At 66.9% G+C, this 25,746-nt stretch carries 25 protein-coding genes; 11 read left to right on the forward strand and 14 right to left on the reverse strand.

Annotated elements, in window-relative coordinates; translation table 11 throughout:
* Positions 1 to 84: 84 nt before the first annotated feature.
* From B3547_RS20980 to lgt, 5 genes are all read right to left on the reverse strand, one after another.
* Entirely contained in the window at positions 85 to 906 is an 822-nt protein-coding gene (locus tag B3547_RS20980) for a cytochrome c1 (RefSeq protein WP_125953911.1), read from the reverse strand.
* 33 nt (positions 907 to 939) lie between these two features.
* Positions 940 to 2,226 carry a cytochrome b gene (locus B3547_RS20985; protein ID WP_292966740.1) on the reverse strand — a complete coding sequence of 429 codons (1,287 nt, stop codon included), beginning with the start codon at positions 2,224 to 2,226 and terminating at the stop codon, positions 940 to 942.
* Positions 2,227 to 2,238: 12 nt separating this feature from the next.
* Complete coding sequence (petA, locus tag B3547_RS20990; RefSeq protein WP_124810003.1) at positions 2,239 to 2,805, reverse strand: ubiquinol-cytochrome c reductase iron-sulfur subunit; 567 nt, start codon at positions 2,803 to 2,805, stop codon at positions 2,239 to 2,241.
* Between the two features lie 284 nt (positions 2,806 to 3,089).
* Complete coding sequence (locus B3547_RS20995) at positions 3,090 to 4,196, reverse strand: class I SAM-dependent methyltransferase (protein WP_292966743.1); 1,107 nt, start codon at positions 4,194 to 4,196, stop codon at positions 3,090 to 3,092.
* A complete protein-coding gene (lgt, locus tag B3547_RS21000) occupies positions 4,193 to 5,056 on the reverse strand; it encodes a prolipoprotein diacylglyceryl transferase (protein ID WP_124810057.1) in 864 nt (287 codons plus the stop codon). Before lgt ends, B3547_RS20995 begins: the two co-directional genes overlap by 4 nt.
* A 203-nt stretch (positions 5,057 to 5,259) precedes the next feature.
* On the opposite strand from lgt, the gene B3547_RS21005 reads away from it, so the two are divergent.
* On the forward strand, positions 5,260 to 6,969 hold the full coding sequence (locus tag B3547_RS21005) for a class I adenylate-forming enzyme family protein (protein WP_292966746.1): 1,710 nt from the start codon (positions 5,260 to 5,262) through the stop codon (positions 6,967 to 6,969).
* Positions 6,970 to 7,056: 87 nt separating this feature from the next.
* The gene (locus B3547_RS21010) at positions 7,057 to 9,801 is read left to right on the forward strand and encodes a [protein-PII] uridylyltransferase (RefSeq protein WP_124810005.1); all 2,745 of its coding nucleotides are present in this window, start codon (positions 7,057 to 7,059) and stop codon (positions 9,799 to 9,801) included.
* 17 nt (positions 9,802 to 9,818) lie between these two features.
* Here B3547_RS21010 and B3547_RS21015 read toward each other — a convergent pair whose 3' ends face one another.
* Complete coding sequence (locus B3547_RS21015; RefSeq protein ID WP_124810006.1) at positions 9,819 to 10,007, reverse strand: hypothetical protein; 189 nt, start codon at positions 10,005 to 10,007, stop codon at positions 9,819 to 9,821.
* 207 nt (positions 10,008 to 10,214) lie between these two features.
* Between B3547_RS21015 and B3547_RS21020 the strand changes: the two genes are divergently transcribed.
* A complete protein-coding gene (locus B3547_RS21020) occupies positions 10,215 to 10,775 on the forward strand; it encodes a YqgE/AlgH family protein (protein WP_124810007.1) in 561 nt (186 codons plus the stop codon).
* A gap of 12 nt (positions 10,776 to 10,787) precedes the next feature.
* On the opposite strand, the gene gltX is transcribed toward B3547_RS21020, so the two are convergent.
* The 4 genes from gltX to B3547_RS21040 are packed head-to-tail and all read right to left on the reverse strand — an operon-like array spanning position 10,788 to position 14,191.
* On the reverse strand, positions 10,788 to 12,140 hold the full coding sequence (gene gltX / locus B3547_RS21025) for a glutamate--tRNA ligase (protein WP_292966752.1): 1,353 nt from the start codon (positions 12,138 to 12,140) through the stop codon (positions 10,788 to 10,790).
* 30 nt (positions 12,141 to 12,170) lie between these two features.
* Positions 12,171 to 13,034 carry a metallophosphoesterase family protein gene (locus B3547_RS21030; protein WP_292966754.1) on the reverse strand — a complete coding sequence of 288 codons (864 nt, stop codon included), beginning with the start codon at positions 13,032 to 13,034 and terminating at the stop codon, positions 12,171 to 12,173.
* Positions 13,027 to 13,881 (reverse strand): diacylglycerol kinase family protein, encoded by an 855-nt coding sequence (locus B3547_RS21035; RefSeq protein WP_292966756.1) that lies wholly within the window; start codon positions 13,879 to 13,881, stop codon positions 13,027 to 13,029. The genes B3547_RS21030 and B3547_RS21035 overlap by 8 nt, the downstream gene beginning before the upstream one ends.
* Positions 13,882 to 13,924: 43 nt before the next feature.
* Positions 13,925 to 14,191: a hypothetical protein gene (locus B3547_RS21040; protein ID WP_125953906.1), complete on the reverse strand. Its 267-nt coding sequence runs from the start codon at positions 14,189 to 14,191 to the stop codon at positions 13,925 to 13,927.
* 267 nt (positions 14,192 to 14,458) lie between these two features.
* On the opposite strand from B3547_RS21040, the gene B3547_RS21045 reads away from it, so the two are divergent.
* Positions 14,459 to 14,761 carry a UrcA family protein gene (locus tag B3547_RS21045; protein ID WP_158453910.1) on the forward strand — a complete coding sequence of 101 codons (303 nt, stop codon included), beginning with the start codon at positions 14,459 to 14,461 and terminating at the stop codon, positions 14,759 to 14,761.
* 69 nt (positions 14,762 to 14,830) lie between these two features.
* Here the strand turns inward: B3547_RS21045 and B3547_RS21050 are convergent, their stop codons facing one another.
* Complete coding sequence (locus B3547_RS21050; protein WP_292966760.1) at positions 14,831 to 15,343, reverse strand: winged helix-turn-helix transcriptional regulator; 513 nt, start codon at positions 15,341 to 15,343, stop codon at positions 14,831 to 14,833.
* Between the two features lie 146 nt (positions 15,344 to 15,489).
* Between B3547_RS21050 and B3547_RS21055 the strand changes: the two genes are divergently transcribed.
* From B3547_RS21055 to B3547_RS21080, 6 genes are all read left to right on the forward strand, one after another.
* Positions 15,490 to 15,834: a CC_3452 family protein gene (locus tag B3547_RS21055; RefSeq protein ID WP_233497360.1), complete on the forward strand. Its 345-nt coding sequence runs from the start codon at positions 15,490 to 15,492 to the stop codon at positions 15,832 to 15,834.
* A 166-nt stretch (positions 15,835 to 16,000) separates the two neighbouring features.
* A complete protein-coding gene (locus tag B3547_RS21060; RefSeq protein WP_292966763.1) occupies positions 16,001 to 16,720 on the forward strand; it encodes a hypothetical protein in 720 nt (239 codons plus the stop codon).
* A 94-nt stretch (positions 16,721 to 16,814) separates the two neighbouring features.
* Positions 16,815 to 17,780, forward strand: a complete 966-nt coding sequence (locus B3547_RS21065) for an SPFH domain-containing protein (RefSeq protein WP_292966765.1) — start codon at positions 16,815 to 16,817, stop codon at positions 17,778 to 17,780.
* Positions 17,773 to 18,213, forward strand: coding sequence for an NfeD family protein (locus tag B3547_RS21070; RefSeq protein WP_292966767.1), 441 nt, complete (start codon positions 17,773 to 17,775; stop codon positions 18,211 to 18,213). The genes B3547_RS21065 and B3547_RS21070 overlap by 8 nt, the downstream gene beginning before the upstream one ends.
* A 28-nt stretch (positions 18,214 to 18,241) precedes the next feature.
* Positions 18,242 to 18,640, forward strand: a complete 399-nt coding sequence (gene msrB / locus B3547_RS21075; protein WP_124810016.1) for a peptide-methionine (R)-S-oxide reductase MsrB — start codon at positions 18,242 to 18,244, stop codon at positions 18,638 to 18,640.
* Between the two features lie 205 nt (positions 18,641 to 18,845).
* The gene (locus B3547_RS21080; RefSeq protein ID WP_292966770.1) at positions 18,846 to 21,071 is read left to right on the forward strand and encodes a transglycosylase domain-containing protein; all 2,226 of its coding nucleotides are present in this window, start codon (positions 18,846 to 18,848) and stop codon (positions 21,069 to 21,071) included.
* A 262-nt stretch (positions 21,072 to 21,333) separates the two neighbouring features.
* Here the strand turns inward: B3547_RS21080 and B3547_RS21085 are convergent, their stop codons facing one another.
* From B3547_RS21085 to hflK, 3 genes are all read right to left on the reverse strand, one after another.
* Positions 21,334 to 22,875, reverse strand: a complete 1,542-nt coding sequence (locus tag B3547_RS21085) for a Do family serine endopeptidase (protein ID WP_190287280.1) — start codon at positions 22,873 to 22,875, stop codon at positions 21,334 to 21,336.
* A 108-nt stretch (positions 22,876 to 22,983) separates the two neighbouring features.
* Positions 22,984 to 23,838 (reverse strand): protease modulator HflC, encoded by an 855-nt coding sequence (gene hflC, locus B3547_RS21090; RefSeq protein WP_292966775.1) that lies wholly within the window; start codon positions 23,836 to 23,838, stop codon positions 22,984 to 22,986.
* Between the two features lies 1 nt (position 23,839).
* Positions 23,840 to 25,030, reverse strand: coding sequence for a protease modulator HflK (hflK, locus tag B3547_RS21095; RefSeq protein ID WP_292966777.1), 1,191 nt, complete (start codon positions 25,028 to 25,030; stop codon positions 23,840 to 23,842).
* A gap of 303 nt (positions 25,031 to 25,333) precedes the next feature.
* On the opposite strand from hflK, the gene B3547_RS21100 reads away from it, so the two are divergent.
* On the forward strand, positions 25,334 to 25,746 hold a 413-nt coding region (locus B3547_RS21100), incomplete at its 3' end, for a P-loop NTPase (RefSeq protein WP_292966779.1).

The following is a 25,746-nucleotide window of genomic DNA, read 5'->3' on the forward strand; positions in this document are numbered from 1 at the left end:
CACCATGGCGTTGCGGCGGCCGTGCGCCAACGAAAAAGGCCACCGTTCCCGGTGGCCTTCTCGTGTCTGGCAATCGGCGGGCGATCAATGTCCGCCCACGTTGCTCCAAACCTGCTTCTTGGACAGATAGGCCAGCACGGTGGCCGCCAGCAGGAAGCCCAGCACGGCCCAGCCGGTCTGCTTGCGCTTGTCCAGCTTGGGTTCGGCCGTCCAGATCAGGAACGCCGCTACGTCCTTGGACATCTGGTCGACCGTCGCCGGCGTGCCATCGCTGTAGGTCACCTGGCCATCGCCGGTCAGCGGCGCGGGCATCGCCAGGTTCAGGTTGGCGAAGTACGGGTTGTAGTGCAGCCCTTCCGGCGTCTTGGCGTCCGGGAACTTCTTGAGGAGTTCCGCGGGCTGGTCCTGATAGCCGGTCAGCAGCGAGTACACATAGGCCGGGCCTTCGTGACGCGCCTTGGTGATCAGCGACAGGTCGGGCGGGCTGCCCTGGCCGGCGTAGTAGACCATCGGGAAGTGATCGGCGGGCAGGTTGTCACGCTCGCCACGGTCACCGGTCTTCGGGTCGAAGGTGGGCTGCTTGGTGCCCCACTGCTTGGCGATCGCCTTCACTTCGGCTTCCGAATAGCCGAGCTGCTGGAGATCGCGGAACGCGACGTGCTTGAGCGAGTGGCAGGCCGAGCACACTTCCTTGTAAACCAGGAAGCCGCGCTGCAGCTGTTCCTTGTCGAAGCGGCCGAACGCGCCGTCGGAAGCGAAGTGCACTTCCTTGGGGTGCTTGTGGAACTCGTGCTCGGCTGTCGGGGCCGCCGGCTCGGTAATGGCGACATAGGCGCCATTACCGAACGACCAGAGCAGCGCGACGGCGAAGAAAAGGCCGACGAAGGGGCCAAAAAGACGGACCATAGGGGTTCTCTCGTTCTTTCCGGTTCGGCTGGCTCAGGCAGCGGGGTTGGCGGACAGCACGGCGCCGTCATCCTTGCCCAGCACGGCTTCGGTAATCGAATAGGGAAGCGGTTCGGGCTTCTCGATCGACGAAACGAGCGGGAGAATGACGAGGAAGTGCAGGAAGTAGTACGTCGCGGCGATCTGCGAGATCATCACGTAGGGTTCCGCAGCCGGCGCGCCGCCGCAGTATCCCAGGATCAGCACGTCCACGAGCAGGACGTAGAAGAACTTGCGGAACAGCGGACGGTACAAGCCCGAACGGACCGGCGAGGTATCCAGCCAGGGCAGGAAGAACCACACCAGGATCGCGCTGAACATGGCGAGCACGCCCATCAGCTTGGCCGGCATGAAGAAGAAGTCCGACGTGAAGGCGCGCAGGATCGCGTAGAACGGCCAGAAGTACCATTCGGGCACGATGTGCGCCGGGGTGCTCATCGGGTTGGCCGGAATGTAGTTGTCCGGGTGGCCCAGCGCGTTCGGCGCGAAGAACAGCACCGCGCAGTAGAGCAGCAGGAACACGCCCAGGCCGAAGCCGTCCTTCGCCGTGTAGTACGGGTGGAAGGGAACGGTATCGCTCTCGCTCTTCACTTCCACGCCCGTCGGGTTCGACGAACCGGGGATGTGCAGCGCCCACACGTGCAGGATCACCACGCCCAGGATCACGAAGGGCAGCAGGAAGTGCAGCGAGAAGAAGCGGTTCAGCGCCGCCTGATCGGGCGAGAAGCCGCCGAGCAGCCACTGCTGCAGCGGTTCGCCCACCAGCGGGATCGCGCCGAACAGGCCGGTGATGACCTTGGCGCCCCAGAAGCTCATCTGGCCCCAGGGAAGCACGTAGCCCATGAAGGCGGTGGCCATCATCAGCAGGAAGATCACCACGCCCAGCAGCCAGATCATCTCGCGCGGGGCCTTGTACGAGCTGAAGAAGAACCCGCGGAAGATGTGGACATAGACCACGACGAAGAACGCCGAGGCACCGTTGGCGTGCGCGTAGCGCAGCATCCAGCCCCAGTTCACGTCACGCATGATGTGTTCGGTGGAATCGAACGCCACGCCCGTGTTGGCGGCATAGTGCATCGCCAGGATCACGCCGGTGACGATCTGGAGCATCAGGCAGACGCCTGCCAGGATGCCGAAGTTCCAGAAATAGTTCAGGTTGCGCGGCACCGGATAACCGGCGCCGACGGCGTTGTAGACGAAGCGCGGCAAAGGCAGCTTCTCGTCCAGCCACTGCATGAAGGGGTGGCTAGGCTTGTAATGGTTCGCCCAGGGAAAGCTCATCGGGTCTTATCCTCAGCCGATCTTCACGACAGTGTCGGAAGTGAATTCGTAGGGAGGCACTTCGAGATTCTTCGGTGCCGGGCCTTTGCGGATGCGCGCCGCGGTATCGTAGACCGAACCGTGGCAGGGGCAGAAGTAACCGCCGAACTCGCCCTTCACCTCGCCTTCGCCGGCGCCCAGCGGCACGCAGCCCAGGTGGGTGCAGACACCCATGGTGATCAGCCAGTTCTTGTGGCCTTCCTTGGTGCGCTGCTCGAGCGTTTGCGGATCGCGCAGCGTCGAGGCGTCGACCGCGTCCGCTTCCGAGATTTCCTTCGGGGTCAGGTTGCGGAGGAACACCGGCTGCTTGCGGAACACGGCCTTGATCGCCTGTCCCGGCTGGATCGCCGAGATGTCGATCTCCGTGGAGCTTTCCGCCAGGACGTCCGCCGACGGACTCATCTGCCGCACCAGCGGCCAGACGGCGGCAAGGCCGCCCACTCCCGCAAAACTTACGGCCGCGATATTGATGAAATCGCGCCGCCGCACACCTTCTCCGGTACCATCAGCCGGAGTGTCGATGCTCGCCTCATCAGCCATTGAAATTCCCTGCCTGCTGCCGCCGCGCCCGCGGACCGGGCGCGGTCCAACTTGCCCCTTTGAACGTGCCCGGGGAAAGGACCGTCCGGTTTATCCCCCTTGCACAGGGGCCGGGCGCACGCGAACAGCGCGCACCAAACCCCCACTTGGGGGGCCTGATAGACGCAAAGGCGATAGTTTGCCAACAGGCATTTTGGTCCTGCGGGAAGCGCGGATTCACAAGGGTTTGGGCAGGGGGGTGAGCAGGGTTTCGCCGGAAGAACCCCGGAAGGGGGATTCGCGGCCTAACGCGGGAAACCGGCGCCCGCAGGCCAGCCGGGGTTCGCCAGCCCCATAACCTTGAAAAGCGCGCCCATCTGCGATTCCCCGGTCAGTCGGTCGAGCGCCGCGTTGAGGGTCGCGACCTGTGCCGGCGCCGAGTGCGCCAACGCCTGCGCGCGTGCGCCGATGCCGAGCGCGTGGAGCCAGGGGCCCTGTTCCGCCGTGCCCATCCACCGCGCGCCGCCGGCTTCGGCGGTTTCCGCCATCGCCGCGAAATCGACGTGCGCGGTGAGGTCAGCCTCGCCGGGCATGGCGAAAGCATCGACCTTGCGGTGCGCGCGCACCGCCTGCAGCGTGCTGCCAAGGCGCGGCGCGGTGTGGCCATAGTCGATGAACAGCGCCGCGCCGCCCTGCGCGGCCAGCCGTTCCGCGACCGCGCGCACAGCCGCCGCAGACGCGGGACTGCTTTCGAGGATCGCGCCGTCGGGCGCGTCCGCGATCAGCGCGGCAAGCGCGGCGGAGACGGTGCCACCCATCGCCACCGCCGCATCCATGGGGCGCGCGCCCACGACCGGGGCCAGCCTGCCTTCGTGCATTCCCACCAGGCGTTCGCGCCAGCCGGCGGCGGTCTTCACCAGTTGATGCACCGGCAGCGCGTCGAGGAACTCGTTGGCGACGATCAGCAGCGGCGCGTCCGCGGGCAAGGTGGAGAGATCGTCGTGCCAGTTGGCATCGGGATGGTGTTCGCGCTGGATCGCGCGCAGCGCCGTGCTGCCTTCCACGAAATGCACGGCGGGTGCCATGCCCTGTCGTCGCATCACGCGCAGCGCGTCGCGCGCCAGCGTGCCGCGGCCCGGGCCGAGTTCGACGTAGTGGACGGGATATGGCGCGCCGGCGCGCGTCCAGATGTCCGTCAGCCACAACCCGATCAGTTCGCCGAACATCTGGCTGACTTCCGGGGCGGTGATGAAGTCTCCCGTCAGGCCCAGCGGGTCGCGCGAATCGTAATAGCGCGCGTTCGATTCGGCCATGAAATGCGCGATGCTCAGTGGCCCGGTGGCGGCGATCAGGCGGGCGAACGTCGCGGTGAGCGAACGATCGTCCCGGGCCGTCGTGGCCCCCCCGGTCACGCGGTGGCGGCCGGCGCGGTTGCCGGCTTCGGGGCCGAAAGCGGAGGGCGAACCAGCGCGCGAATGAAGAAGAACAGGCCCACCGCCATCATCGGCATGGTCAGCCACTGGCCCATCGAGAAGCCGGTGCTGCGGGCGAATTCCTCAAGCTGCGCGTCCGGTTCGCGGAAGTATTCCACGGTGAAGCGCGACAGGCCGTAGCCCAGCGTGAACAGCCCGACCAGCAGGCCCGGCCGCCAGCGCGCGCGGGTCTTCCAGAACAGCGTGATCAGCAGCACGGCCAGCACCAGGCCTTCGAGCAGCGCCTCGTAGAGCTGGCTGGGATGGCGCGGCTGGGGGCCGGCGCCGGGAAAGATCATGACCCAGGGCACCGTGGAGGTGGTCACGCGGCCCCACAACTCGCCGTTCACGAAGTTGGCCAGGCGGCCGAACAGCAGACCGAAAGGCACGCAGACGGCGATGTAATCGCACACCCGCACGAAATTGAGCTTGTTGCGCCACGAAACCCACGCGATCGCCAGCACCGTGCCGATCATGCCGCCGTGGAAGCTCATGCCGCCTTCCCACAGCTTCACCAGTTCGCCCGGATCTGCGAACATGCGCGGCGCGTAGAACGTGGCATAGCCCAGACGCCCGCCCAGGATCACGCCCAGCGTGGCGTAGAAGAACAGATCGTCTGCATGGCGCTGCGCCAGCGGCGCGCCGGGCGAACGGATCATGCGCAGAAGGTGCCAGTAGGCGAGCAGGATGCCCGCCAGATAGGCCAGCGAATACCACTTGATCGTGAAGAAGCCGAGGTCGACGGCGATCGGGGAAAGGCCCAGGTCTTCCCAGTGCAGCGGCTGGTGGGGCAGGGCCATCGCACCCGACGCAAGCAGCGGAACCGACTGTAACAGCGCCGATAGTGACAGCAAGGAGTGAACTCCGTACAAGTTGCAGAAAGGGACCTGTCTGTGTCTTCGCCGGCAGGTTCGCCGCCGGCTTTTGGCACGGCAGCGAATGCCTGACAAACATGAAAAGGCCGCGCCGTGCGGCACGCGCACTTGGGAGAGTAACGAAAGCAATGCTGAGCCAGCTCGATCGGGATCTGTCCCGGATCATGGATGCCCTGACCGCCGAAGGCGGCATGTTTGCCACGGTTCCCTTCCAGCGCGCGGGCTGGACGGTGCCGATGATCGCCGCCGCCCCGCCCAGCCTCGCGGCCTATTTCGCGCTGTTCTGCGCGCAGCAGGGCGATCGCGAATTCATCATCGATGGCGGACAGCGGCTGACATTCGCGCAGATATATGCTGCCGCGCGCGTGGTGGCCGGCGGGTTGGTGGAAGGCCATGGCGTGCAGAAAGGCGAGCGGATCGGCATCGTCGCGCGCAATTCGGCAAGCTGGGTCGTGGCCTACATGGCGGTGGTGATGGCGGGGGGCTGCGTCACGCTGCTCAACGGCTGGTGGAGCGGTGAGGAACTGGCGCACGGCATCCGGCTGGTGGGGTGCCGTCTGGTCATCGCCGACGCTGGCCGCGCGGCGCGGCTCGAGGGGCTGGACCACGGAGCGACGCTGCTGCCGATGGAGCACGACTGCCCGCCGCTGCAAGGGCTGGCCGCGCTGACGGCGCAGGGCGGCGGCGCCGAAACGCCTTTGCCGGATCTGGGCGGTGACGATCTGGCGACGGTGCTGTTCACCTCCGGCTCCACCGGCAATGCCAAGGGCGCCTATTCCGATCATCGCGGGGTGGTGCAGGGCACGATGAACTATCTGGCGCAGAGCGTGATGGCGCTGGGCCGGATGACCGAACGGGGCGAGGCACCTCCGCTGGGCGCGCAGCCGGTAACGCTGGTCAACGTGCCGCTGTTCCATGTCACGGGCGAGGTTCCGGTGTTCCTCCAGAGCTTCGCGCTCGGCCGCAAGCTGGTGCTGATGCCCAAGTGGGACGCGACCGAGGCGATGCGCCTGATCGAGCGCGAGAAGGTGACCTATTTCGTCGGCGTGCCGCTGATGAGCTTCGAGATCGCCACGCATCCCGATCGCGACAAGTACGACCTGTCGAGCTGCGTGACCTTCGCCGCCGGCGGCGCGCCGCGCCCGGTGGAGCACGTCGAACGCATCCGCAAGGCGCTGCCGCAGGGCTTTCCGATCATCGGCTATGGCCTGACCGAAACCAATGGCGTCGGCTGCGGCAATCTCAACGAGAACTATCTCGCCAAGCCCGACAGCACCGGCACGGCCTCGCGCCCGCTGGTTGATCTGGCCATCCTCGATGACGCGGGCAAGCCGCGGCCGCAGGGCGAAATCGGCGAAGTCTCGATTCGCAGCGTCTGCAATTTCCTGGGGTACTGGGACAATCCCAAGGCGACCGCCGAGGCGATCATGCCCGACGGCTATTTCCGCACCGGCGACCTCGGCTATCTCGATCCCGAAGGCTATCTGTTCATCGTCGATCGCAAGAAGGACATCATCATTCGCGGTGGCGAGAACATCTCGTGCATCGAGGTGGAAGGGGCGATTTACGCGCATCCCTGCGTCGCCGAGGCCAGCGTGTTTGGCCTGCCCGACGAACTCTATGGCGAAGTGCCGGTGGCGGTCTATCTGGCCAAGGACGGTTGCTCGGCCAGCGAGGAGGAACTGCGCGTTTTCCTGGCCGAACACATCGCGCCGTTCAAGATTCCAGTGCGTTTCTGGCAGGTTCACGAGCCGCTTCCGCGCCTGGGCACGGAAAAGGTCGACAAGCGGTCGCTGCGCGAGACTTATGCGAAGCTGTGGACGGTCAAGGCTGGTTGACCGGCTGGAATAACGTAGCGCGGCATTGCGGGAACCACGGAGGACTTCGTGGTTTCCCGTCAACCCCGCTCCTTCTATAGAGCCGCCATGACGCTTCCCCGCCTTCCGCACCAGCGCGCGATCGTTGATCGGCGTACCCTGACCGACGCGGTGGCCGCCGCCGTGGCCGAGCATCGCGACAAGGCACGGCCCGTCGTGGTCGAACTGCTGCGCGATGCGCTGTCGCGCGGGCGGTCGGAGCTGATGCGGCGGCTGTCGGAAAAGCCGTCCGCCGGTTATGAATGCGCGCAGGGGCACGCCTTCCTGATCGACCAGCTGGTCCGCGTGATTTACGATCACGTCGTCGGCGACGTCTATCGCGCCAGCAACCGCAGCACGGGCGAACGGATCGCCGTGCTGGCGGTGGGCGGATACGGCCGGGGCGAAATGGCGCCGCATTCCGATGTCGACATCGCCTTTCTCACGCCGATCAAGCCGACGGCGTGGTGCGAACAGGTGATCGAGGCGATGCTCTATTTCCTGTGGGATCTGGGGCTGAAGGTTGGCCATTCCAGCCGTTCGCTGGACGAACTTGTGCGCATGGCGCGCAGCGATCTGACCATCCGCACCGCGCTGCTCGAAGGGCGCTACGTGTGGGGCGATCGCGAACTGTTCGAGGAAGGTTCGCGCCGCTTCTGGGCCGAGGTCGTTACTGGCACCGAACGGCAGTTCGTTTCCGAAAAGCTGGCCGAGCGCAACGAGCGGCACAAGCGGCTGGGTGACAGCCGCTACGTGGTCGAGCCGAACGTGAAGGAAGGCAAGGGCGGGCTGCGCGATCTTCACACGCTCTACTGGATCGGCAAATACATCCACAAGGTGCGCGATCCCAGCGAACTGGTCGACGTGGGGCTGCTGACCGCCGACGAATACCGCCAGTTCCGGCGCGCCGAGAACTTCTTCTGGGCGGTGCGCTGCCATCTCCACGCGCTGACGAACCGGGCCGAGGACCGGCTGACCTTCGATCTCCAGCGTGAGGTCGCCATGCACATGAACTTCGCCGACCGGCCGGGCAAGAGCGCGGTCGAACGGTTCATGCAGTTCTTCTTCCTGCAGGCCAAGCAAGTGGGGTCGCTGACTGGCGTGTTCCTGGCGCAGCTTGACGAACAGTTTGCCCGCCAGAAGCGCGGGTTCTTCGCGGCATTCCGGCGGCGGAAGAAAAAGGTGGGCGTGTTCACCATCGACGCCGGGCGCATCACCGTGACTGGCGACGATTTCTTCCGCAAGGAGCCGGTGCGGCTGCTGGAGATGTTCGCGCTCGCCGATCGCGAGGCGATGGAAATCCATCCGGAAGCGATGCGGCTGGCCCAGCGCGATGCCGGGTTGATCGATGCCCGCGTGCGCAAGGACCCGCGCGCCAATGCGCTGTTCCTCGACATCCTGACCAGTCGCAACGATCCCGAAACCGTGCTGCGCTGGATGAACGAGGCGGGTGTGTTCGGCCGCTTCGTGCCCGATTTCGGCCGTGTCGTGGCGCAGATGCAGTTCGACATGTACCACCACTACACGGTGGACGAGCATACGATCCGCGCGATCGGCCTGCTGGCGCGGATCGAGAAGGGTGAGGCGCGCGACGATCATCCGCTGGCCAGCGACGTGATCGCCAAGGTCGCGTCGCGCCGCGTGCTGTATGTCGCCACGCTGCTCCACGATATCGCCAAGGGGCGGCGCGGGGACCATTCGATCCTTGGCGCGGAAGTGGCGATGAAGCTGTGCCCGCGGCTCGGGCTGTCGGCGGCGGAAACCGAACTGGTCGCCTGGCTGGTTCGCCAGCACCTTCTGATGAGCGCCACCGCGTTCAAGCGCGATCTGGCGGACTACAAGACCATCGCCGATTTCGCCGGCACGGTTCAAAGCGTCGAGCGGCTGCGCCTGTTGCTGGTCCTGACGATCGTGGACATTCGCGCCGTCGGCCCTGGCATCTGGAACGGCTGGAAGCGGCAGCTGCTGGGCGACTTGTTCCTGGCGACGGAGGAAATGCTGCGGCTGGGCCACAAGCAGCACGGGCGCGCCGAACGGATCGCGGCGAAGAAGAAGGCGGTGGGCGAGATCCTGCGCGAGCGGGACAACCTGATCGGCACCGCCGGCCGCCAGCTGGGCGAAGCCTACTGGATCGCCGAGCCGGAGGACATCATCGCGCTCAACCTCCAGCAGCTCGACCGCGCGCACGGGCAGCCGCTATCGGTCGAGGCGCAATACTACCCGGCGCGCGGGGCGACGCTGGTCACGGTGATGGCGGCGGACCATCCGGGGCTGTTCTACCGCATAGCCGGCGGAATCCATCTGGCCGGCGGCAACATCATCGACGCGCGCATCCACACCGCGCGCAACGGTACGGCGGTCGACAACTTCCTGGTGCAGGACCCGCTTGGGCGTCCGTTCAGCGAAGAGGCGCAGATCGGGCGGCTCAAGGCCATGATCGGCGATGCTCTGGCGAACCGGGTCAAGCTGGTGCCGCAACTGGCGGCGCGCCCGCTGGCCCGCCCGCGCGCCGACGCGTTCGAGGTCCAGCCGATCGTGATCTTCGACAACAAGGCGTCCAACCGCTTCACCGTGATCGAGGTGGGCGCGCGCGATCGGCCCGCCCTGCTTAACCGCCTGGCGCGCGCGCTATTCGAGGCGCGGCTGGTCGTCCATTCCGCGCATATCGCTACCTATGGCGAGCGCGCGGTCGATACGTTCTACGTCACCGATGTGCTGGGTGAGAAGGTGGCCGCCGAAAACAGGCTGAAAACGGTGGAGAAGCGCCTGCTGGAAGCGGCCGGCGAACACGAGATGAAGGCGGTCGCAGCCTGACGGGATGCGGGCGGGTTTCAGCCCGCGCGCGCCACGATCTGGCGGGCGATCAGCCAGCTTGCCGGGAACGCCAGAACGAAGCCGCCCAGCGCGGCGGCTAGGATCGGCCCCTTGGCAACATAACCTGCCGCCAGCGCGGCGGTGATTCCAGCCCCCATCAGGGTGGTGGCGATGACAGCGTGAAGCACAAGCATCAGGCGCAGCACGGCGCGTTCCTTCCTGGTCCGAACGGCCCCTTGGCCGGCATTCCGCCGAACCGGGCCATTGCGTTCAAAAGGGATCGCGACTCGGATTAATCAGTTTTGCCTAATATGGGTTGACCGGTATCAAATGCCCGACGATTCGTCCCGTTGTGCCGGTCGTCCAGCTGCGTCATGATGGGGTGCGGGAGGCTCGAAAGGATACGGTTTCACATGCCTGAAGCGCAGTACCTCGCCGGCCGGATCCTGCTGGCCATGCCGGGCATGGGCGATCCGCGTTTCGACCACGCGGTGATCGCGATGTGCGTGCACGACGAAAACGGTGCAATGGGCATCGGCATCGGCCAGCCCCGTGATGGCGTGACCCTGCACGGCCTTCTGGAAGACGTGGGCATCGATCCCGGTGTCGCGCCCGATGGGCCGGTGCTCCATGGCGGTCCGGTAGAACCATCGCGCGGGTTCGTCCTCCATTCGCGGGACTGGGGCGGGGCGGGCACGATCGACGTGCATCCGCTGTGCGGGCTTTCCGCTTCGCTCGACATCCTTCGGGCCATCGCGGAGGGGCGCGGGCCACGGCACTGGCTGATCGCGCTGGGCTATGCCGGCTGGGCGCCTGGCCAACTCGAAGGCGAGATGCGGCGGCACGGCTGGTTCGCGGCGGACGGCAGTTCGGACATCCTGTTCGATACGCCGGTCGGCGCGCGCTGGGCCGCGACCTGGCGTATCCACGGCATCGATCCCGCCTTGCTGGCGAGCGAAACGGGCAGCGCCTGACCCGCTTCGGCGTCAGGGCGCGGGGCTGAGCCGTCCGATTGCTTCGGCCTTGCCGATCAGCGGCAGCAGCGCCTTCATGTCCGGCCCGTGGTCCATGCCCGTGAGTGCCTGCCGCAGCGGCAGAAACAGGGCCTTGCCCTTGCGCCCGGTCGCGTCCTTGAGCGTCGCCGTCAATGCGCTCCAGGGGTCGGACGCCCAGTCGATCCCGGCGGCGACCGTCGCGGCCTGATCGAGGAAGGCCCGCGTCTCGGGGTCGGCCTCGGGGGCAGTGATCGGCCCGGTCACCACGAGCCACCAGTCGGCCGCTTCGCCGATATGGGCCAGGTTGGGGCGGATCGCTTCCCAGGCGACCTCGGTCATGCCTTCGGGCAGGAGATGGGCCACGCGCGCGAAGGGCAGGCGATGGACCACGGCGGCGTTGATGCGGTGCAGCTCGGCATCGTCGAACCGCGCCGGCGCGCGGCCGAACCGGGAAAGGTCGAACGCGGCGGCCAGGGCATCCGCATCCAGCGCGGGATCGATCGGGTCCGACGTTCCCAGGCGCGCCAGCATGGCGATCAGGGCTTCCGGCTCGATGCCTGCTTCGCGCAGATCGGCGACCCCCAGCGAGCCCAGCCGCTTGGAGAGCTTGCCTTCGGTGCCGGTCAGCAGCGCGGCGTGGGCGAAGCGCGGCGGCTCCGCCCCCAGCGCGCCGAACATCTGGATCTGCGTGGCGGTGTTGGAAACGTGGTCCTCGCCGCGCAACACGTCGCTGATCCCCATGGCGGCATCGTCGATCGCGCTGGGCAGCATGTAGAGCCACGATCCGTCGGCGCGGCGTACCACCGGGTCGGACATCTGGCGCGGATCGAAGTGTTGCGGGCCGCGGATGCCGTCGTGCCATGCGATCGGCGTGTCGTGGTCCAGCAGGAAGCGCCAGTGCGGCTTTTCGCCCGCCGCCGCCCTGGCCGCGTGATCGGCCTCGGTCAGGCGCAGCGCGGCGCGATCGTAGATCGGCGGCAGACCGCGCCCGAGCAGGACCTTGCGCTTGAGATCGAGTTCCTGCGCGGTTTCGTAGCAGCGATAGAGACGCCCCGCCGCGACCAGCCGGTCGAACGCCGCCTCGTAGATCGCGAAGCGCGCCGATTGGCGCTCCTCGCCTTCGGGATGGAGGCCCAGCCACGCCAGATCGGCGCGGATCGCTTCGACATGCTCCTCGCGGCTGCGCTCGGCATCGGTATCGTCGATGCGCAGCAGGAAGCGACCGCCGTGGCGCTTGGCGAGCAGCCAGTTGTGCAGCGCCGTGCGAATATTGCCGACATGGAGCCGCCCGGTGGGCGATGGCGCGAAGCGCGTGACGACGGGCGTGGAAAGGTTTGCGGACATGGGTGCCCTATAGCGCGTGTCGCGCCGCGCTCAATGCACCGGCGGATCGACGTCGGGCACGGCGCCGATCAGGGCCACCGGCGCGCCGGTCTCCCGCGGGGGCAGGGCGTCTTCGGGGATGTCGTCGATCTGCATGGCGCGCGTTGGCACACGCTCCATATTTCGCACGCGCACGTCGATCCGGCCGTCCGCGATCGTCAGTTCGTTGAAGCTGACCGGAGTCGAGCGGATCCGCTGCGAAAGCGTGCCCGCGCCGATCATGCGGACCGGGCCGTTTGGGGTGGGGTGGATCAGGTCGAACGGATCGTGGACGTGGCCGGAAAGCACGGCCAGCACATCGCGCTTCGCCAGTTCCGCCAGCGCGCGCGATCCTCCCCGCGTCAGCGCCTTGCCGCGCGTGCCGGCCTCCACCAGCGGGTGATGTGCGGTAACGATGGCGCGGACGCCCACGGGAAGCGCGTCGATCGCCGCCAGCGTCTGCGCCAGCGCGCGCCGGGTCACACAGCCTTTCGACCAGTTGAGGCGCGGCTGCGCGCGTGCCGTGGTCTTGAGCGGGATGATCGCGATGCCGTTGACCGGAATCGCGCGCTCGACCAGCGCCTCGATCCGGCGGAAACGGCGATAGGGATCGGTGAAGCGTTCGAAGAGGTTGAAATAGGGCAGGTCGTGATTGCCCACCTCCACCGTCACGGCGGCATCGAGCGAAAGAATCCAGTCGCACGCGGCGGCGAATTCGCGGTGGCGCGCGCGCATCGTCAGGTCGCCGGTGATGGCCACCGCGTCGGGCCGTTCGCGCGCGATGCTTTCGCGCGCCCAGGCCAGCGCCTCGCGGTCCTCCAGCCCGAAATGGATGTCGCTGAGATGGAAGATCCGGATCGGGGCAGAGCTACTCATGCTGCCGGATGCTAGACAGGAAATTCACGTCGCAGTCCATGATTTCGAACGTCTCTTCGCGCGCTCCGGTGCGGCGTTCGCCGTCGATCATCAGTTCGATCGGTTCCTCGGAGCGGCAGCGCACGCGATCGTGTTCGCCCAGCTTGTCGTGCGGGCCAGTGCGGAAATCCCGCCGCAGGATCGCGCCCGCTTGCTGTGCGATGCCGGCGATGTCCTGCGGGCCATAGGCATCGACAGCCATGCCCGCAGCGCCGGGGTGAAGGCGTATGGCGGGGTAGCCTTCCTCGCGCCCCGTTGCCGGCTCGACGATCGTCACGCCGGGGTCCGAGGCGCTGCGGCGAATCGCTTCGCCCAGCGATGTCGCGACGCCGCCCAGATCGCCGTCGCGGATTTCCTCGCGCACGTCGGCCCATACCGCGCCGGGGCCGGCCACGATCTCGCACAGGGCGTCACCTTGCGCGCAGCGGATCAGGCGGCGGCGTGTGGATGAGAGGCTGCCCTGTTCCAGCGCCGCAACCACGCCTTCGACAGACACGTCTTCGCCATGCAGCGCCTTGGCCATGAGGTTCTGCGTGCCGCCCGGCAAGACGAGCACGGCGCCGTCCCATCCATAAAGCCGCGTGCACTGCGCGTTGACGGTGCCGTCCCCGGTGAACACCGCAAGCATGCCGATGCCTTCGCGGTCGAGATCGGCGCGCGCCGGCAGGGCATCGTCAGGAAAGCGCACGACGCGCGCCGGTTCTCTCCCGGTGGCGGCCAGTCTGGCCATCAGGTCGTCGAGCGCGTCGTCGCTGTTGCTGCCGCTGGCCGCGTTGGCGACCAGCCAGATTGGCGGGGTTCGGTCCATCGTTCGGGCAATGCGGCTGGGCGCGCGTGGTTCCCGGGCCGGTTCAGATACGGTCGCTCAGGATCAGCCACGCGGATAGGCCGTTGAGCGCGGTATAGCCGAGGTAGGCGACCGGCCCCCACGCAATGCCCTGCGCGGTCAGCAGCAGCCCGGCAAACAGCATCAGGAATTCCACCGCGAAGCTGAAGCGCCGGTGGAGGCCGTGATAGAACCAAGGCATTTTGCCCAGCAGCGGATGGCCGCTGTCCAGGACTGCCCGGTGCAGAGCGAAATTGCCGATGCCGAGCAGGAATGTGACGAGAATGGCCATTGTTGCGTAACGATAGAACTCTTCTTCCCGGTTGTCAGCAACATGCGGCCCATGCGGTTCACCGGATCAGGACGGTCGTTCGTCGGACGCGGTCGCTTCTCGTCGGCGGGACTTCCTGCCTTGTCGATGACGGCGGGCGCGACGGGGCGGGGCGGCGTAGGACAACTTCAGCGACGGCGTTGCCCCCCATACCCCGATCTGCCGTCGCAGCCCCCCTTCCGGGATCGACCGCCAAACGGTTCCGGACACCAGATTGAGGACCAGACCATGACCGCTCTCACCAAGACCGCTTTCGCCACTGCCCTTTTCGGCCTGACCATCGCCGCGCAGCCCGCCTTTGCCCAGGAAACCCGCGCGGTGGACTATGCCGATCTCGACCTTTCCACGCCGCACGGACAGTCCGCGTTCGACGCCCGTCTGCGCAGCGCGGCCCGCGGCGTCTGCGGCATCGGCACCGATCGCGCTTCTCTGAACGAGCAGGTGTCCGAACGGACTTGCTATAACAGCGCGCTGAACAATGCGCGGGCGAAATTCGCCTCGATCAAGCGCGGACCGGTCCACAGCCGGTAATCTGCACCCCGGGGGCGGACCTCAGCCCCCCGCTCCCGGGTTCTTTTTGCAGATAGTCTGCGGGGCTTGCTACCCGACGATGCGGACCGGAGATATTCCGGCAGCAGCGCCGCCCGCTTCTTCCGCTTCCACATCCGCCAGATCACGCCAGGTGAGGTCGCTGTGCTTCAGCTGTCGATCGTCGTGCGCGCGGATTGTGATCGGCGCGATGGGCCTGCCATCGCGCGCGTCGCACAGCACCGGATTGGCGGCGACGCCGAGTTGCCATTTCTCGCCCCACTGGCGCAATGCCAGCATGGCCGGCAACAGATCGAATCCCTTTTCCGTCAACCGGTATTCGATGCGGCGGCGATCGTCGGCGCAATGCTCGCGCTTGAGAATGCCCGCTTCGACCAGCCTTGACAGGCGGTTCGAAAGGATGTTCCGGGCGATCCCAAGCTCGTCGAGGAAATCCTCGAAGTGCCGGACGCCGTTCAGGGCGGCGCGCAGGATCATGAACGACCAGCGCTCGCCCATGGCTTCCAGCGCCACGGGAAGGCCACACTGTCCGATCTCGGCAAGGGGTTCGTGAAGTTTGTGCATGTCGTCGCGCTTGTACCCCATATCGTCGGCCTATTTAAGTTTTTAGTTGCAACTTAAAACCTATCGATATAGGAAACGATTCGCAACGGAAATCGACCCTCTCCAAGGACCCCATGATTTCCTTGCCATGAAAAAGGGGAAGAATCATGACTGCACTTCGCCATGGCGCGTTGCGCCAGCTTGCGCCTGCCGTTCTCGCGCTGGTCGGAACGGTCGCCGGTTTCACTGCAACCGCCACGCCTTCGCACGCAGCGGGCGGCTACTATTCCGTTACCCTGGCAACCGCTCTCGATGCGCCCAAGCGCCTGATCGAACACGGCGTTGCCTGGTCCTGCACCGGATCGGAATGCTCGGGCGCGCGCGACACCTCGCGCCCCGCAATGGTCTGCGCGCGCATTTCCCAGAAGGTTGGCACGATCGCCCGCTTCGCCACGCCGGACGGCGAGCTTTCCGCCGAGGAACTTGCCCGTTGCAACGGCGGGAAGGCCTGATTCTGGCCTGAAGGATCGATCCGGGCCTTAACAAGCGCCCGGCCGATCCGATCTTTTCTCCAGCGCGTGTCCTCCCGCTACCCTGCCGGACACGCCAAACCTGCCAGGGCCGCGAGCGTCATGCTCGCGGCTTCTTTTTTGCGCACGCCGCGCCTATAGCCTGACCATGCGCATTCCCGCCGCGCTTGGCGCGCTTTCGTTGCTTGTTCCATCTGCCCTGCCGGCATCCCCGGCCGTGGCGGCGGATGCGGCCGCCGATGCGATTACAGCCTACAGCCTGACCCCGGAACACCGCGCCGCGCTGCAATGCGCCGCCGTCTTCGCGATCGTTGCGTCCGAGCAGGCCAACGGGGCACCTGCCGCGCTCGCGTTCCCGCCGCTGGCCGTGCGGGGAAAGCGCTATTTCGTCGAGGTGAGCACGCGGGTCGTCGCCGAAGCCGGCCTGACGCGCGAACAGGTGCGCGATCTGATCGTGGCCGATGTCGGCACCTTGCAGAAGGGCGCCAGTGCCGATCCCGCGGATGCCGCGTTGGCTGCGCAGATGCGCGCCTGTCTTCCGCTGCTGGACAAGACCGTTCCGCCGCTGCGGGCGCCTGACCTTCTGCAATGCACCGCGATCCTCTCGCTCGCCTTCGAGGAAATTCACGGGCGCGAGGGCATGACGCCGGCGGCGCAGGACATGAAGACGCTGACCTCGGTGCTGACCGCGCGCGAGCGTGAGGCGCTGATCGCCGCGGGCAGGAGCGGCGACCAGGCCGACCAGGCGATCGCCGAGGCGCACGACGCCATGCTCAAGGAAGCGTTCGACGAGGGCGGGGGCGTCGAAAAGTACGACATCGCCCATTGTTACGACCTCGCGAAGCCGGATCAGAAATCGCACTATTGACCAGCTTCCATCGCGCTTGGGTGGCCGGAGCGGTTTGTGCTTGGCTGGAATGCGCCGTGCGCTAGACTCCGGTATCCGATTGATGGGGGTGGCGATGGAAGGCGTGGTTATTCTGCTGGCGGTGCTGGTCGCCGTCTATTTCATCACCGGCGTCCGCGTGGTGCGCCAAGGGTACGTCTACACCATCGAGCGGCTGGGCAAGTTCACGCTGGCGGCTACGCCCGGCCTGCATTTCATCATGCCGTTCGTCGATCGCGTCGGGCGCAAGGTCAACATGATGGAACAGGTGCTGGACATCCCCGGCCAGGAGATCATCACCCGCGACAACGCCATGGTCGGCGTGGACGCCATCGTGTTCTTCCAGGTGCTGGACGCGGGCAAGGCGGCCTACGAGGTATCGGACCTCTTCGTCGCGATCATGCAACTCACCACCACCAACTTGCGCACGGTGATGGGGTCGATGGACCTGGACGAGACGCTGTCCAAGCGGGACGAGATCAACGCCCGCCTGCTGGCCGTGGTCGATCACGCCACCTCGCCCTGGGGCCTCAAGATCACCCGCGTGGAGATCAAGGACATCCGCCCGCCGGCGGACATTTCCAACGCCATGGCGCGCCAGATGAAGGCCGAGCGCGAGAAGCGCGCGCAGATTCTCGAGGCCGAGGGGCTGAAAAGCGCGGAAATCCTGCGCGCCGAAGGGCAGAAGCAGGCGCAGATCCTCGAAGCCGAAGGGCGGCGCGAAGCGGCCTATCGCGATGCCGAGGCGCGCGAACGCGCGGCCGAGGCCGAGGCACGGGCCACGCAGGTCGTGTCCGAGGCGATCGCGTCTTCGGGCACGCAGGCGCTCAACTATTTCGTGGCGCAGAAATATGTGGAGGCGGTGCAGCAGTTCGCGGTTTCGCCCAACGCCAAGACCATCCTGTTCCCCGTGGAGGCGACGCAACTGATTGGCTCGCTGGGCGGGATCGGGGAACTGATCGGTGACGCGATCAAGCCTCCGGCCAACCCCGCACCGGCGGACAAGGCGGGGGCGGACAAATCGGGGATGGGCCGTGCTTGACGCGCTGGCGCCGCACTGGGGCTGGCTGGCGCTGGGAGTCGCGCTGGCCATCGCGGAACTCGTCGCCCCGGGGTATTTCCTGATCTGGCTGGCAGCGGCGGCCCTGCTCACGGGCTTCGTGGCGGCGGCGCTGCCGGTGGCGCTGGCCGCGCAGGTGGTGCTGTTCGCCGTGCTGGCGGGCTGCGTGCTGTTTGCGGCGCGGCGCTGGCTGGCCCGTAATCCGGTGGTTTCGGCCGACCCCTTGCTCAACGATCGCGGCGGGCGGCTGATCGGCCAGAGCGTCACCGTCGTGCAGGCGATCGACGGCGGCGGCGGACGCGTGCGCCAGGGTGATACCGAATGGCTGGTGCGCGGTCCGGATGCCCCGGTCGGCACGCGGATGCGCGTGGCCGGGCACGATGGCGCGGTGCTCATTGTAGAGTTTCCCGACTGACCCCATATGCGCGGCAAAGGAGATCCCCATGGCCGACAAGCTGAACCTCACCGAAGCCGAATGGCGCGAAAGGCTGACGCCGGAACAGTACGCGATCCTGCGGCAGGCGGGCACCGAGCGCGCCTTCACGGGCAAGTACGAAAAGAACAAGGCGGCGGGCGACTATGTCTGCGCCGGCTGCGGCGCGCCGCTGTTCGATGCCGCCACCAAGTATGACAGCGGCTCCGGCTGGCCGAGCTTCTATGCGCCGATGGAGGCCGAGGCGGTGGACGAACACCGCGATGTCACGCACGGCATGGTCCGCACCGAAGTGCGCTGCGCGCGCTGCGACGGGCACTTGGGCCACGTGTTCCCCGATGGCCCCGCGCCCACCGGCCTGCGCTATTGCATCAACAGCGCCTCGCTGGATTTTTCGCCCGAGGACTGATCGCCCTGACGTCTGATCGCACGCCTGGTCCGCCTTCGGGCCGGCCGGACGTGGCCTTTTCCCCGCGCGGGAAAACTTCCGATTAACCCTGCGTTACAAATAGCCTATGCAAAGGGCGGTTCGCGTTGGGGGCCATCCATGCCGGATGCCGTGTTGCTCCCGCCAGCATGGTTCGCAGTAGACGGAAAGGTCCGGTAGAAGACTGATGGCCAGACGGGATATTCCACGCAGCCCGGATTCGGGCGGCTCTTCCCGCGCGCCGAAGAAGCCATCGGCCTTCCGCCGTTGGATACGGCGCATTTTCGTCTGGGGCGGCGGCCTTGCGCTCCTCGCGGTGATCGGTGCGGCGGTGGCGGTGTTCGTCACCGCGCGTTCGCTGCCGAGCTACGAGAAGCTGAAGTCCAGCCAGGCCGGCCAGATGATCGTGGTACGCGCCAACGACGGGTCGGAAATCGTCACCCTGGGGCCAAGCTACGGCCGGTGGATTCCCTACGATCGCATCCCGCGCGTGATGCGCGATGCGATGGTTTCGGTGGAAGACCGGCGTTATCGCGAACACTGGGGCGTGGACCCGCTGGGCATTGCCCGTTCGCTGATGGTCCGCGTCGAAAGCGGGCGCTGGCGGCAGGGCGGCTCCACGATCACGCAGCAGCTTGCCCGCAACATCTTCCTCAACAACAGCCGCACCTTCGACCGCAAGCTGCGCGAGGCGGTGCTGGCGCTGGCGCTGGAGCAGAAGTTCTCCAAGGACCAGATCCTCGAACTCTATCTCAACAAGGTCTATTTCGGTGGCGGTGCCTATGGCGTCGATTCCGCCGCGCGCAAGTTCTTCGGCCATTCGGGCGAGCGCCTGTCGCTGGCCGAGGCATCGATCATCGCCGGGCTGGTGAAAGCGCCTTCGCACTATTCGCCGACCGCCGATGCCGAGGCCGCCGTCGGGCGCGCCAAGGTCGTGCTCGACGTGATGCAGCGCAACGGCACGATCACACCTGCCGAAGCCGCGGCGGTCAATTTCAAGGACGTGAAGCTGGCGGGCGAGGAGGGCCAGAACTCGGCGCGCTACTTCACGGACTGGGTTCTGCCGCAGCTGGACCTGATCCTGCCGGAAAACGACCAGCCGATCGAGGTCTGGACCACGCTTGACCCCGTCATGCAGCGCGCCGCGACCAGCGCGATCCAGGGCTATGCTCCCAAGGGCGCACAAGGCGCGATGGTCAGCGTGGACCGCGATGGCGCGGTGCTGGCGATGGTGGGCGGCACGGATTACGTGACGTCCAACTACAACCGCGCCACCAACGCCGTGCGCCAGCCCGGCTCGGCATGGAAGCTGTTCGTCTATCTCGCCGCGCTCGAGGCTGGCTACACGCCGGATTCGCGCGTGGTCGATGCGCCGGTCACGATCGACGGGTGGTCGCCGCGCAATTCGGGCGGCACTTACGCCGGCGAAATCGACGTGCGCACCGCCTTCGCCTATTCCAAGAACACCGTGGCCGCGCAGCTCGGCAACGAGGTAGGCTTCGGCGCGGTGGCCAACATGGCCCGCCGCTTCGGCATCACCACGCCGATCAACACGTTGCCCTCGATGGTGCTGGGCACGTCCGACGTGCGCGTGATCGACATGGTGCGCGCCTTCGCCGCGGTGCAGAACAAGGGCGCGTCGGTCACGCCCTATGGCATTCGCAAGATCACCACCACGGACGGCGAGGTGGTCTATAGCCACCGCCCTGATGCGTCGCAGCAGCTTGTGCCCACGTATGTCGCGGCCGGTATCACCGATCTGCTGCAGACGGCAGTCAGCATCGGCACGGGCCGCGCCGCGCAGATCGGCCGGCCGGTGGCAGGCAAGACCGGAACGACCAGCTCGAACAAGGATGGCTGGTTCCTCGGCTTTTCCAGCGGCATCACCACCGGCGTATGGATGGGGCGCGACGATGCCCACGCGGTGCCGGGATTGCAGGGCGGCACCGCGCCGGCGCGCGCGTTCGCGGCCTACATGAAAGTCGCCACCGCCAAGCGCCCGGCGGAGAAGTTCGATACCGAACTCAAGCTGCCGCAATGGCAGCTCGAGCCCGACGACGAGGCCCTGCTCAACAATTCCGACAACTACTTCTACGTGGATGAGAACGGCAATCTGGTCGACCAGGGCGGGCAGGCTCCGGCAGGCGGCGCACCGGGTGGGCCGGGGAACGGTCCAGCAGGCGGCGCGCCGGGTATCGGCAGCAACACGCCCTCCGGGGCGCAGCGCGAACGCCAGCCGACCTACCGCGATGGCAACGGCGCCGATGGCAGCGGCCCGGCGGCCGCGAACGACGATTTCCTCGACCGCGCGATCGGGCGGGGCCGGAACGACGCCAACGGCCAGGCCGCACCGCGCGCCCGACCGACCGGCGGCACCCGCGCCACCGTTGGCGGAGGGCAGGGCAACCCTTGATCGTTTGCTTGCGTTCGGTCGGGAAGGCCGGTTCCATCAGATGCAAACGCGGAGCGCGGAAAGCCCACCCCGCTGCGACTAGCGCCGCCTGCGGCGACGCAAGTCTCGCTCCCCTCCCGCTGGCGGGAGGGGCCGCCCCTTCTTCTCCCCTCCCGCTTGCGGGAGGGGCCGGGGGTGGGCAGCCACCCACCTTCCAACCGCCAACAAAAAAGGAGGGCGGTAAGGCCCTCCTTCTTCGTGTTCCGCTATCGCGCCCGTGCGGTCAGCGCAGGCGCACCGGCACGTAGATCGCCGGCTGGCCGCGGCGCTGGACGCGCAGCAGCACGGCTTCGCGGTTTTCCGCCTTGGCGGCGCGCACCACGGCTTCGAGATCGGCGATGCTGGTCAGCGCGCGGTAATTGGCCGACAGGATGATGTCGCCGCGCTGCAGCCCCTTCGAGCCGGCGTCCGACGAATCGTCGACCGCCGTGACCACCACGCCGCGCGTATCGTCGCTGGCGCCAAGCTGGCGGGCGATCTGGGTGGTCAGCGGAATGGCGGCCAGGCCCAGCGACTGCTGGATCACGGTGCCGTTCTGCTTCTGGCTCTGGCTCTTGCCACCGAAGCTGTCGTCCTGATCCTGCGCGTCGGGATCGAAGCTCTGCTTGGCCAGTTCCTCTTCGGTCGGGCGCTTGTCCACCACCGCGTTCACGGTCAGGCGCTGGCCGTTGCGGACCAGTTCGATCGGGATGCGCGTGCCAGGCGCGGTGTTGGCGACGATGAACGACAGCGTCTGTTCCGGCGTCACTTCCTTGCCCGCCACGGAGACGACCACGTCGCCCGCCTGGATGCCGGCCTTGGCCGCGCCATGGCCCGGCTCCACCGACTGGATGAATTCGCCGCGCTTCTTGGCCAGACCCAGCGAAGCGGCCAGATCGTCCGACAGCGGCTGGATGCGCACGCCCAGATAGCCGCGTTCGATCGCCTGGCCCTTGATCAGCTTGTCCACGATCGGCGCGGCGGTTTCGGCGGGAATGGCGAACCCGATCCCCACGCTGCCGCCGGTGGGCGAAAAGATCGCGTTGTTGATGCCGATCACGTTGCCCTGCATGTCGAACATCGGGCCGCCGGAGTTGCCCCGGTTGATCGATGCGTCGGTCTGCAGATAGCGGTCATAGGCCGAACCCGAACCGGTGTTGCGATAGACCGCCGAGATGATGCCCTGCGTGACGGTGCCGCCCAGGCCGAACGGGTTGCCGATCGCGATCACCCAGTCGCCCACGCGCGCCTTGCGCGAATCCCCGAACTTCACGAACGGGAAGGGCTTGGAACTGCTGATCTTCAGCACCGCGAGGTCGGATGCGGCATCGCGGCCGATCAGCTTGGCGGGATAATCGGTGCCGTCGGTCATCGTCACGGTGATCGATTCGACCTCACCCTGGCCGTCGGCGGTGATGACGTGGTTGTTGGTCACCACATAGCCGTCGGCGGAAATGACGAAGCCCGATCCCAGCGACTGCGCCTCGCGCGTGGTGGTGCCGCCGCCGCCCTGGCCGCCGCCGAACAGATCGCCGAAGGGCGTGCCGGCGAACGGATTGTTGTTCTGCACCTTCACCCGCTGGCGGGTGGAGATGTTCACCACTGCCGGCTGAAGCTGCTGGGTCAGGTCGGCGAAGCTGGCCGGCGCGCCGGCGCGGGGGACGACCGCCTGCATCTGTGCGCTGTCGTTCTGCGCGACCTGCGCCCCGGCGGGAAATCCGGTGACCAGCGTCAGAGCGCTGCCGGCGAGGAGCAGGGCCGTAGTCACACCATAAGCATATCGCACGTGGCCATTTCCTTCTTGTCTGTTCGATTGGGGCGGAGTGCCGCCGCGTGAGATCCCGCCCCGTTTTTCACGCTTTGTTGCATGAACGGGATTTGAATGACGCGGTTCCTACTTTCCCCTGAACTGCTTCAGATATTCGTTGTCCGGCGACAGCACGATCGAGGTGCTGCTGCCCTTCTGCGCGAAGGTCGCGTCATAGCTCTGCATCGCGCGGTAGAAGTCGTAGAACGCCGGGTCCTTGCCGAAGCTGTCGGCATAGGTCTTCGCGGCGGAAGCGGACGCTTCGGCGCGGATGATCTGCGCGTTCTTCGAGCCCTGCGCGCGGATCGTTGCCGCCTCCTGCTGGCGCGCGGTGCTCATCCGGGTGAAGGCGCTGTCCAGCGGGGTGCCGTCGGGCAGATCCGCCCGCTTGATCCGCACGTCGATCACTTGCGCGCCGTATTCGCGCGCTTCGCTGTCCAGCCCGGCGCGGATGTTGGCCATGGCCTGCCCCCGTTCGGCGGTCAGCAGCGAGGCGAAGGTGCGGTTGCCCAGTTCCTGGCGCAGCGCCGAATTGAGGATTGGCTGGAGCTGTTCGGAAACGCGGTCCACCGTGCCGGCGGTCTGGTACATCTTGACCGGATCGATCACGCGGTACCGGGCATAGGCGTCCACCTCCAGCCGGCGCTGGTCGGCCGAGGTCACCTGCTGGCGTTCCAGGTCGACGTCCAGCACGCGCTTGTCGATGCGCACGGCCTGTTCGAAGAACGGAATCCGCCAGCTCAGGCCCGCTCCGGTCTGGCCGTAGTCGGTGTTGGGCCGGAAACGGTTGATCACGCGCACGGGATCGCCCAGCCGGACGATCAGCACCTGTTCCTTTTCATCGACGACGATCAGCGAACTGATCGCAAGCAACAGCGCCGCGGCCAGCACGCCGAGCAGCACCTTCTGTTCGCGCCACAGGTTCTCGAAGAAGCCGCCCATGTCAGCGGCCCTCCGTCGGTGCGGGCTTGGGTTGCTGCATGAGTTGCGGCAACGGCAGATAGGGCGTGACGCCCGGCGTTTCGACGATCACCTTGTCGGTCTGGCTCAGCACGCGTTCCATCGTTTCATAGTACATCCGGCGCCGCGTCACTTCCGGGGCCAGCTTGTATTGTTCATAGACCTTGTCGAACGCGGTTGCATCGCCCTGCGCGCGCGCGGTGGTTTGCTGCGCCCAGGCCTGCGCGCGGTTGACGTCGCTCTGCGCGTCCTGCTGTGCGGCCAGCACTTCCTTGAAAGCGTCCACCACCTTGGCGGGCGGGTCCACCTTCTTGATGTCCACGCCCTGGATCAGGATGCCCGAACGGTAGGCGTCGAGCACCTTCTGCATCCGGTCGCGCGCGCTTTGTTCGATCGAGGCGCGGCCTGCGCCCATGGCGTCGTTCAGCGTGACTTCGGCGATCGACTGGCGCATCGCCGCTTCGGCCACCTCGCGCACCGTCTGGTCCGGATCGGCCAGCTGGAACGAATAGAGCTTCAGGTTCTTGATGTTCCAGCGCACGAGGTACGACAGGTCGACAAGGTTCTGATCGCCCGTGAGCATCAGCTTCTCGCCATCGCCTTCCGGAATCGATTCCCGGCGGATCGAGGTGACGTCCTGCGTCGCGACCGACTGGATCGGCCAGGGCAGCGTCAGCGCCATGCCGGGGTCCAGCATCCGCGAATACTTGCCGAACGTGGTGACCACGCCCTTTTCCTGCGGCGAGATGCGATGGACCATGGAAGCGCCCAGCCAAACGGCCGCGACCAGCGCGATGCCGATCGGCAGCCACGACTTGCCGTCCGGCCGCTGCGGCAGGCGCGGCAGCGTCGGCCCCTTGCCGCCGCCGCCATCGCCTCCACCGGGACGGCCGCGCCCGGTGCGCGCGCGGAAGATGTCCTCGATGCTGGCGGAGCGCCGACCTTCGCCCGACGAAGGCGGCAGCCAGGGATTGCGAGGGCCGTTCGGTTGCTTCGGCTCCTGCGGCTTTTCGCCCGCCGGTCCGTCCGGCGCATCGGCGTCCTTGCCACCCGTGGCCGAAGGCGCGGCGCCGCCCGGCTCGCTGCCGTCGGCGCTGTCAGGATCGCCCCATGGGCTTTTCTTGCCGGCCATCGCCAGGCCGATGCGCGTCATCCGCTCGCCAAAACTGCTCATGAGGTCGTTATAGGAACGGGTTTCGCGGAAAAACAGTGTCTCCTCCCCAAAATTCATCTGCTAGGACGCGCGCGAGTTGGAAGGCCCGGAAGAACAGGAAATCACGTGAGTCTGAACGAAGACGCGCTGCGAAGCGCCCTTGAGGAACTGGCCGGCGCGCGGCTGCAATCGCTGCGCGGCGCGGATGGCATCGCCACGATCGTGCTGGACGTCGGCGGGATGGACCGCATGGAGCGGGACCGGCTGGAAATGGCGGTGCGCGACGCCGCGCGCAAGGCGGGCGCGCAGGACGTGCGGCTGGCGATGACGGCGGAGAAGCGCCAGCGCCGCATCATCGCGGTTGGTTCGGGCAAGGGCGGCGTGGGCAAGTCGACGCTCTCGGCCAATCTCGCGGTCGCCATGGCGCGGCTGGGGCGCAAGGTGGGGCTGGTCGATGCCGATATCTACGGCCCTTCGCAGCCGCGCCTGCTGGCGACCGAGGGCCGCCGCCCGGAGGCCGAAGGCAACAAGATGATCCCGGTGCCTAGTCCGTTCGGCGTGCCGATGCTCTCCATGGGGCACCTTGTCCAGCCCGGGCAGGCGATCGCCTGGCGTGGGCCGATGGCGGGCAACGCGCTGGGCCAGCTGATCGACGCGCACTGGGGCGATGCCGAGATCATCGTGGTCGATCTGCCGCCCGGCACCGGCGACGTGCAGCTCACCATGATCCAGAAGCA

It is taken from the genome of Novosphingobium sp. UBA1939, assembly GCF_002336885.1.
Taxonomy (GTDB): domain Bacteria; phylum Pseudomonadota; class Alphaproteobacteria; order Sphingomonadales; family Sphingomonadaceae; genus Novosphingobium.

What these genes read in the sequence shown, in the direction of transcription:
- B3547_RS21040 (WP_125953906.1), bottom strand. Translation starts at nt 14,191, where the DNA reads ATGGCCATTCTCGTCACATTCCTGCTCGGCATCGGCAATTTCGCTCTG.
- hflK (WP_292966777.1), bottom strand. Translation starts at nt 25,030, where the DNA reads ATGAGCAGTTTTGGCGAGCGGATGACGCGCATCGGCCTGGCGATGGCC.
- B3547_RS21005 (WP_292966746.1), top strand. Translation starts at nt 5,260, where the DNA reads ATGCTGAGCCAGCTCGATCGGGATCTGTCCCGGATCATGGATGCCCTG.
- B3547_RS21055 (WP_233497360.1), top strand. Translation starts at nt 15,490, where the DNA reads ATGACTGCACTTCGCCATGGCGCGTTGCGCCAGCTTGCGCCTGCCGTT.
- B3547_RS21080 (WP_292966770.1), top strand. Translation starts at nt 18,846, where the DNA reads ATGGCCAGACGGGATATTCCACGCAGCCCGGATTCGGGCGGCTCTTCC.
- lgt (WP_124810057.1), bottom strand. Translation starts at nt 5,056, where the DNA reads ATGGCCCTGCCCCACCAGCCGCTGCACTGGGAAGACCTGGGCCTTTCC.
- B3547_RS21045 (WP_158453910.1), top strand. Translation starts at nt 14,459, where the DNA reads ATGACCGCTCTCACCAAGACCGCTTTCGCCACTGCCCTTTTCGGCCTG.
- B3547_RS21035 (WP_292966756.1), bottom strand. Translation starts at nt 13,881, where the DNA reads ATGGACCGAACCCCGCCAATCTGGCTGGTCGCCAACGCGGCCAGCGGC.
- B3547_RS20980 (WP_125953911.1), bottom strand. Translation starts at nt 906, where the DNA reads ATGGTCCGTCTTTTTGGCCCCTTCGTCGGCCTTTTCTTCGCCGTCGCG.
- hflC (WP_292966775.1), bottom strand. Translation starts at nt 23,838, where the DNA reads ATGGGCGGCTTCTTCGAGAACCTGTGGCGCGAACAGAAGGTGCTGCTC.
- petA (WP_124810003.1), bottom strand. Translation starts at nt 2,805, where the DNA reads ATGGCTGATGAGGCGAGCATCGACACTCCGGCTGATGGTACCGGAGAA.
- B3547_RS21020 (WP_124810007.1), top strand. Translation starts at nt 10,215, where the DNA reads ATGCCTGAAGCGCAGTACCTCGCCGGCCGGATCCTGCTGGCCATGCCG.
- gltX (WP_292966752.1), bottom strand. Translation starts at nt 12,140, where the DNA reads ATGTCCGCAAACCTTTCCACGCCCGTCGTCACGCGCTTCGCGCCATCG.
- B3547_RS21050 (WP_292966760.1), bottom strand. Translation starts at nt 15,343, where the DNA reads ATGCACAAACTTCACGAACCCCTTGCCGAGATCGGACAGTGTGGCCTT.
- B3547_RS21065 (WP_292966765.1), top strand. Translation starts at nt 16,815, where the DNA reads ATGGAAGGCGTGGTTATTCTGCTGGCGGTGCTGGTCGCCGTCTATTTC.
- B3547_RS20985 (WP_292966740.1), bottom strand. Translation starts at nt 2,226, where the DNA reads ATGAGCTTTCCCTGGGCGAACCATTACAAGCCTAGCCACCCCTTCATG.
- B3547_RS21060 (WP_292966763.1), top strand. Translation starts at nt 16,001, where the DNA reads ATGCGCATTCCCGCCGCGCTTGGCGCGCTTTCGTTGCTTGTTCCATCT.
- B3547_RS21030 (WP_292966754.1), bottom strand. Translation starts at nt 13,034, where the DNA reads ATGAGTAGCTCTGCCCCGATCCGGATCTTCCATCTCAGCGACATCCAT.
- B3547_RS21010 (WP_124810005.1), top strand. Translation starts at nt 7,057, where the DNA reads ATGACGCTTCCCCGCCTTCCGCACCAGCGCGCGATCGTTGATCGGCGT.
- msrB (WP_124810016.1), top strand. Translation starts at nt 18,242, where the DNA reads ATGGCCGACAAGCTGAACCTCACCGAAGCCGAATGGCGCGAAAGGCTG.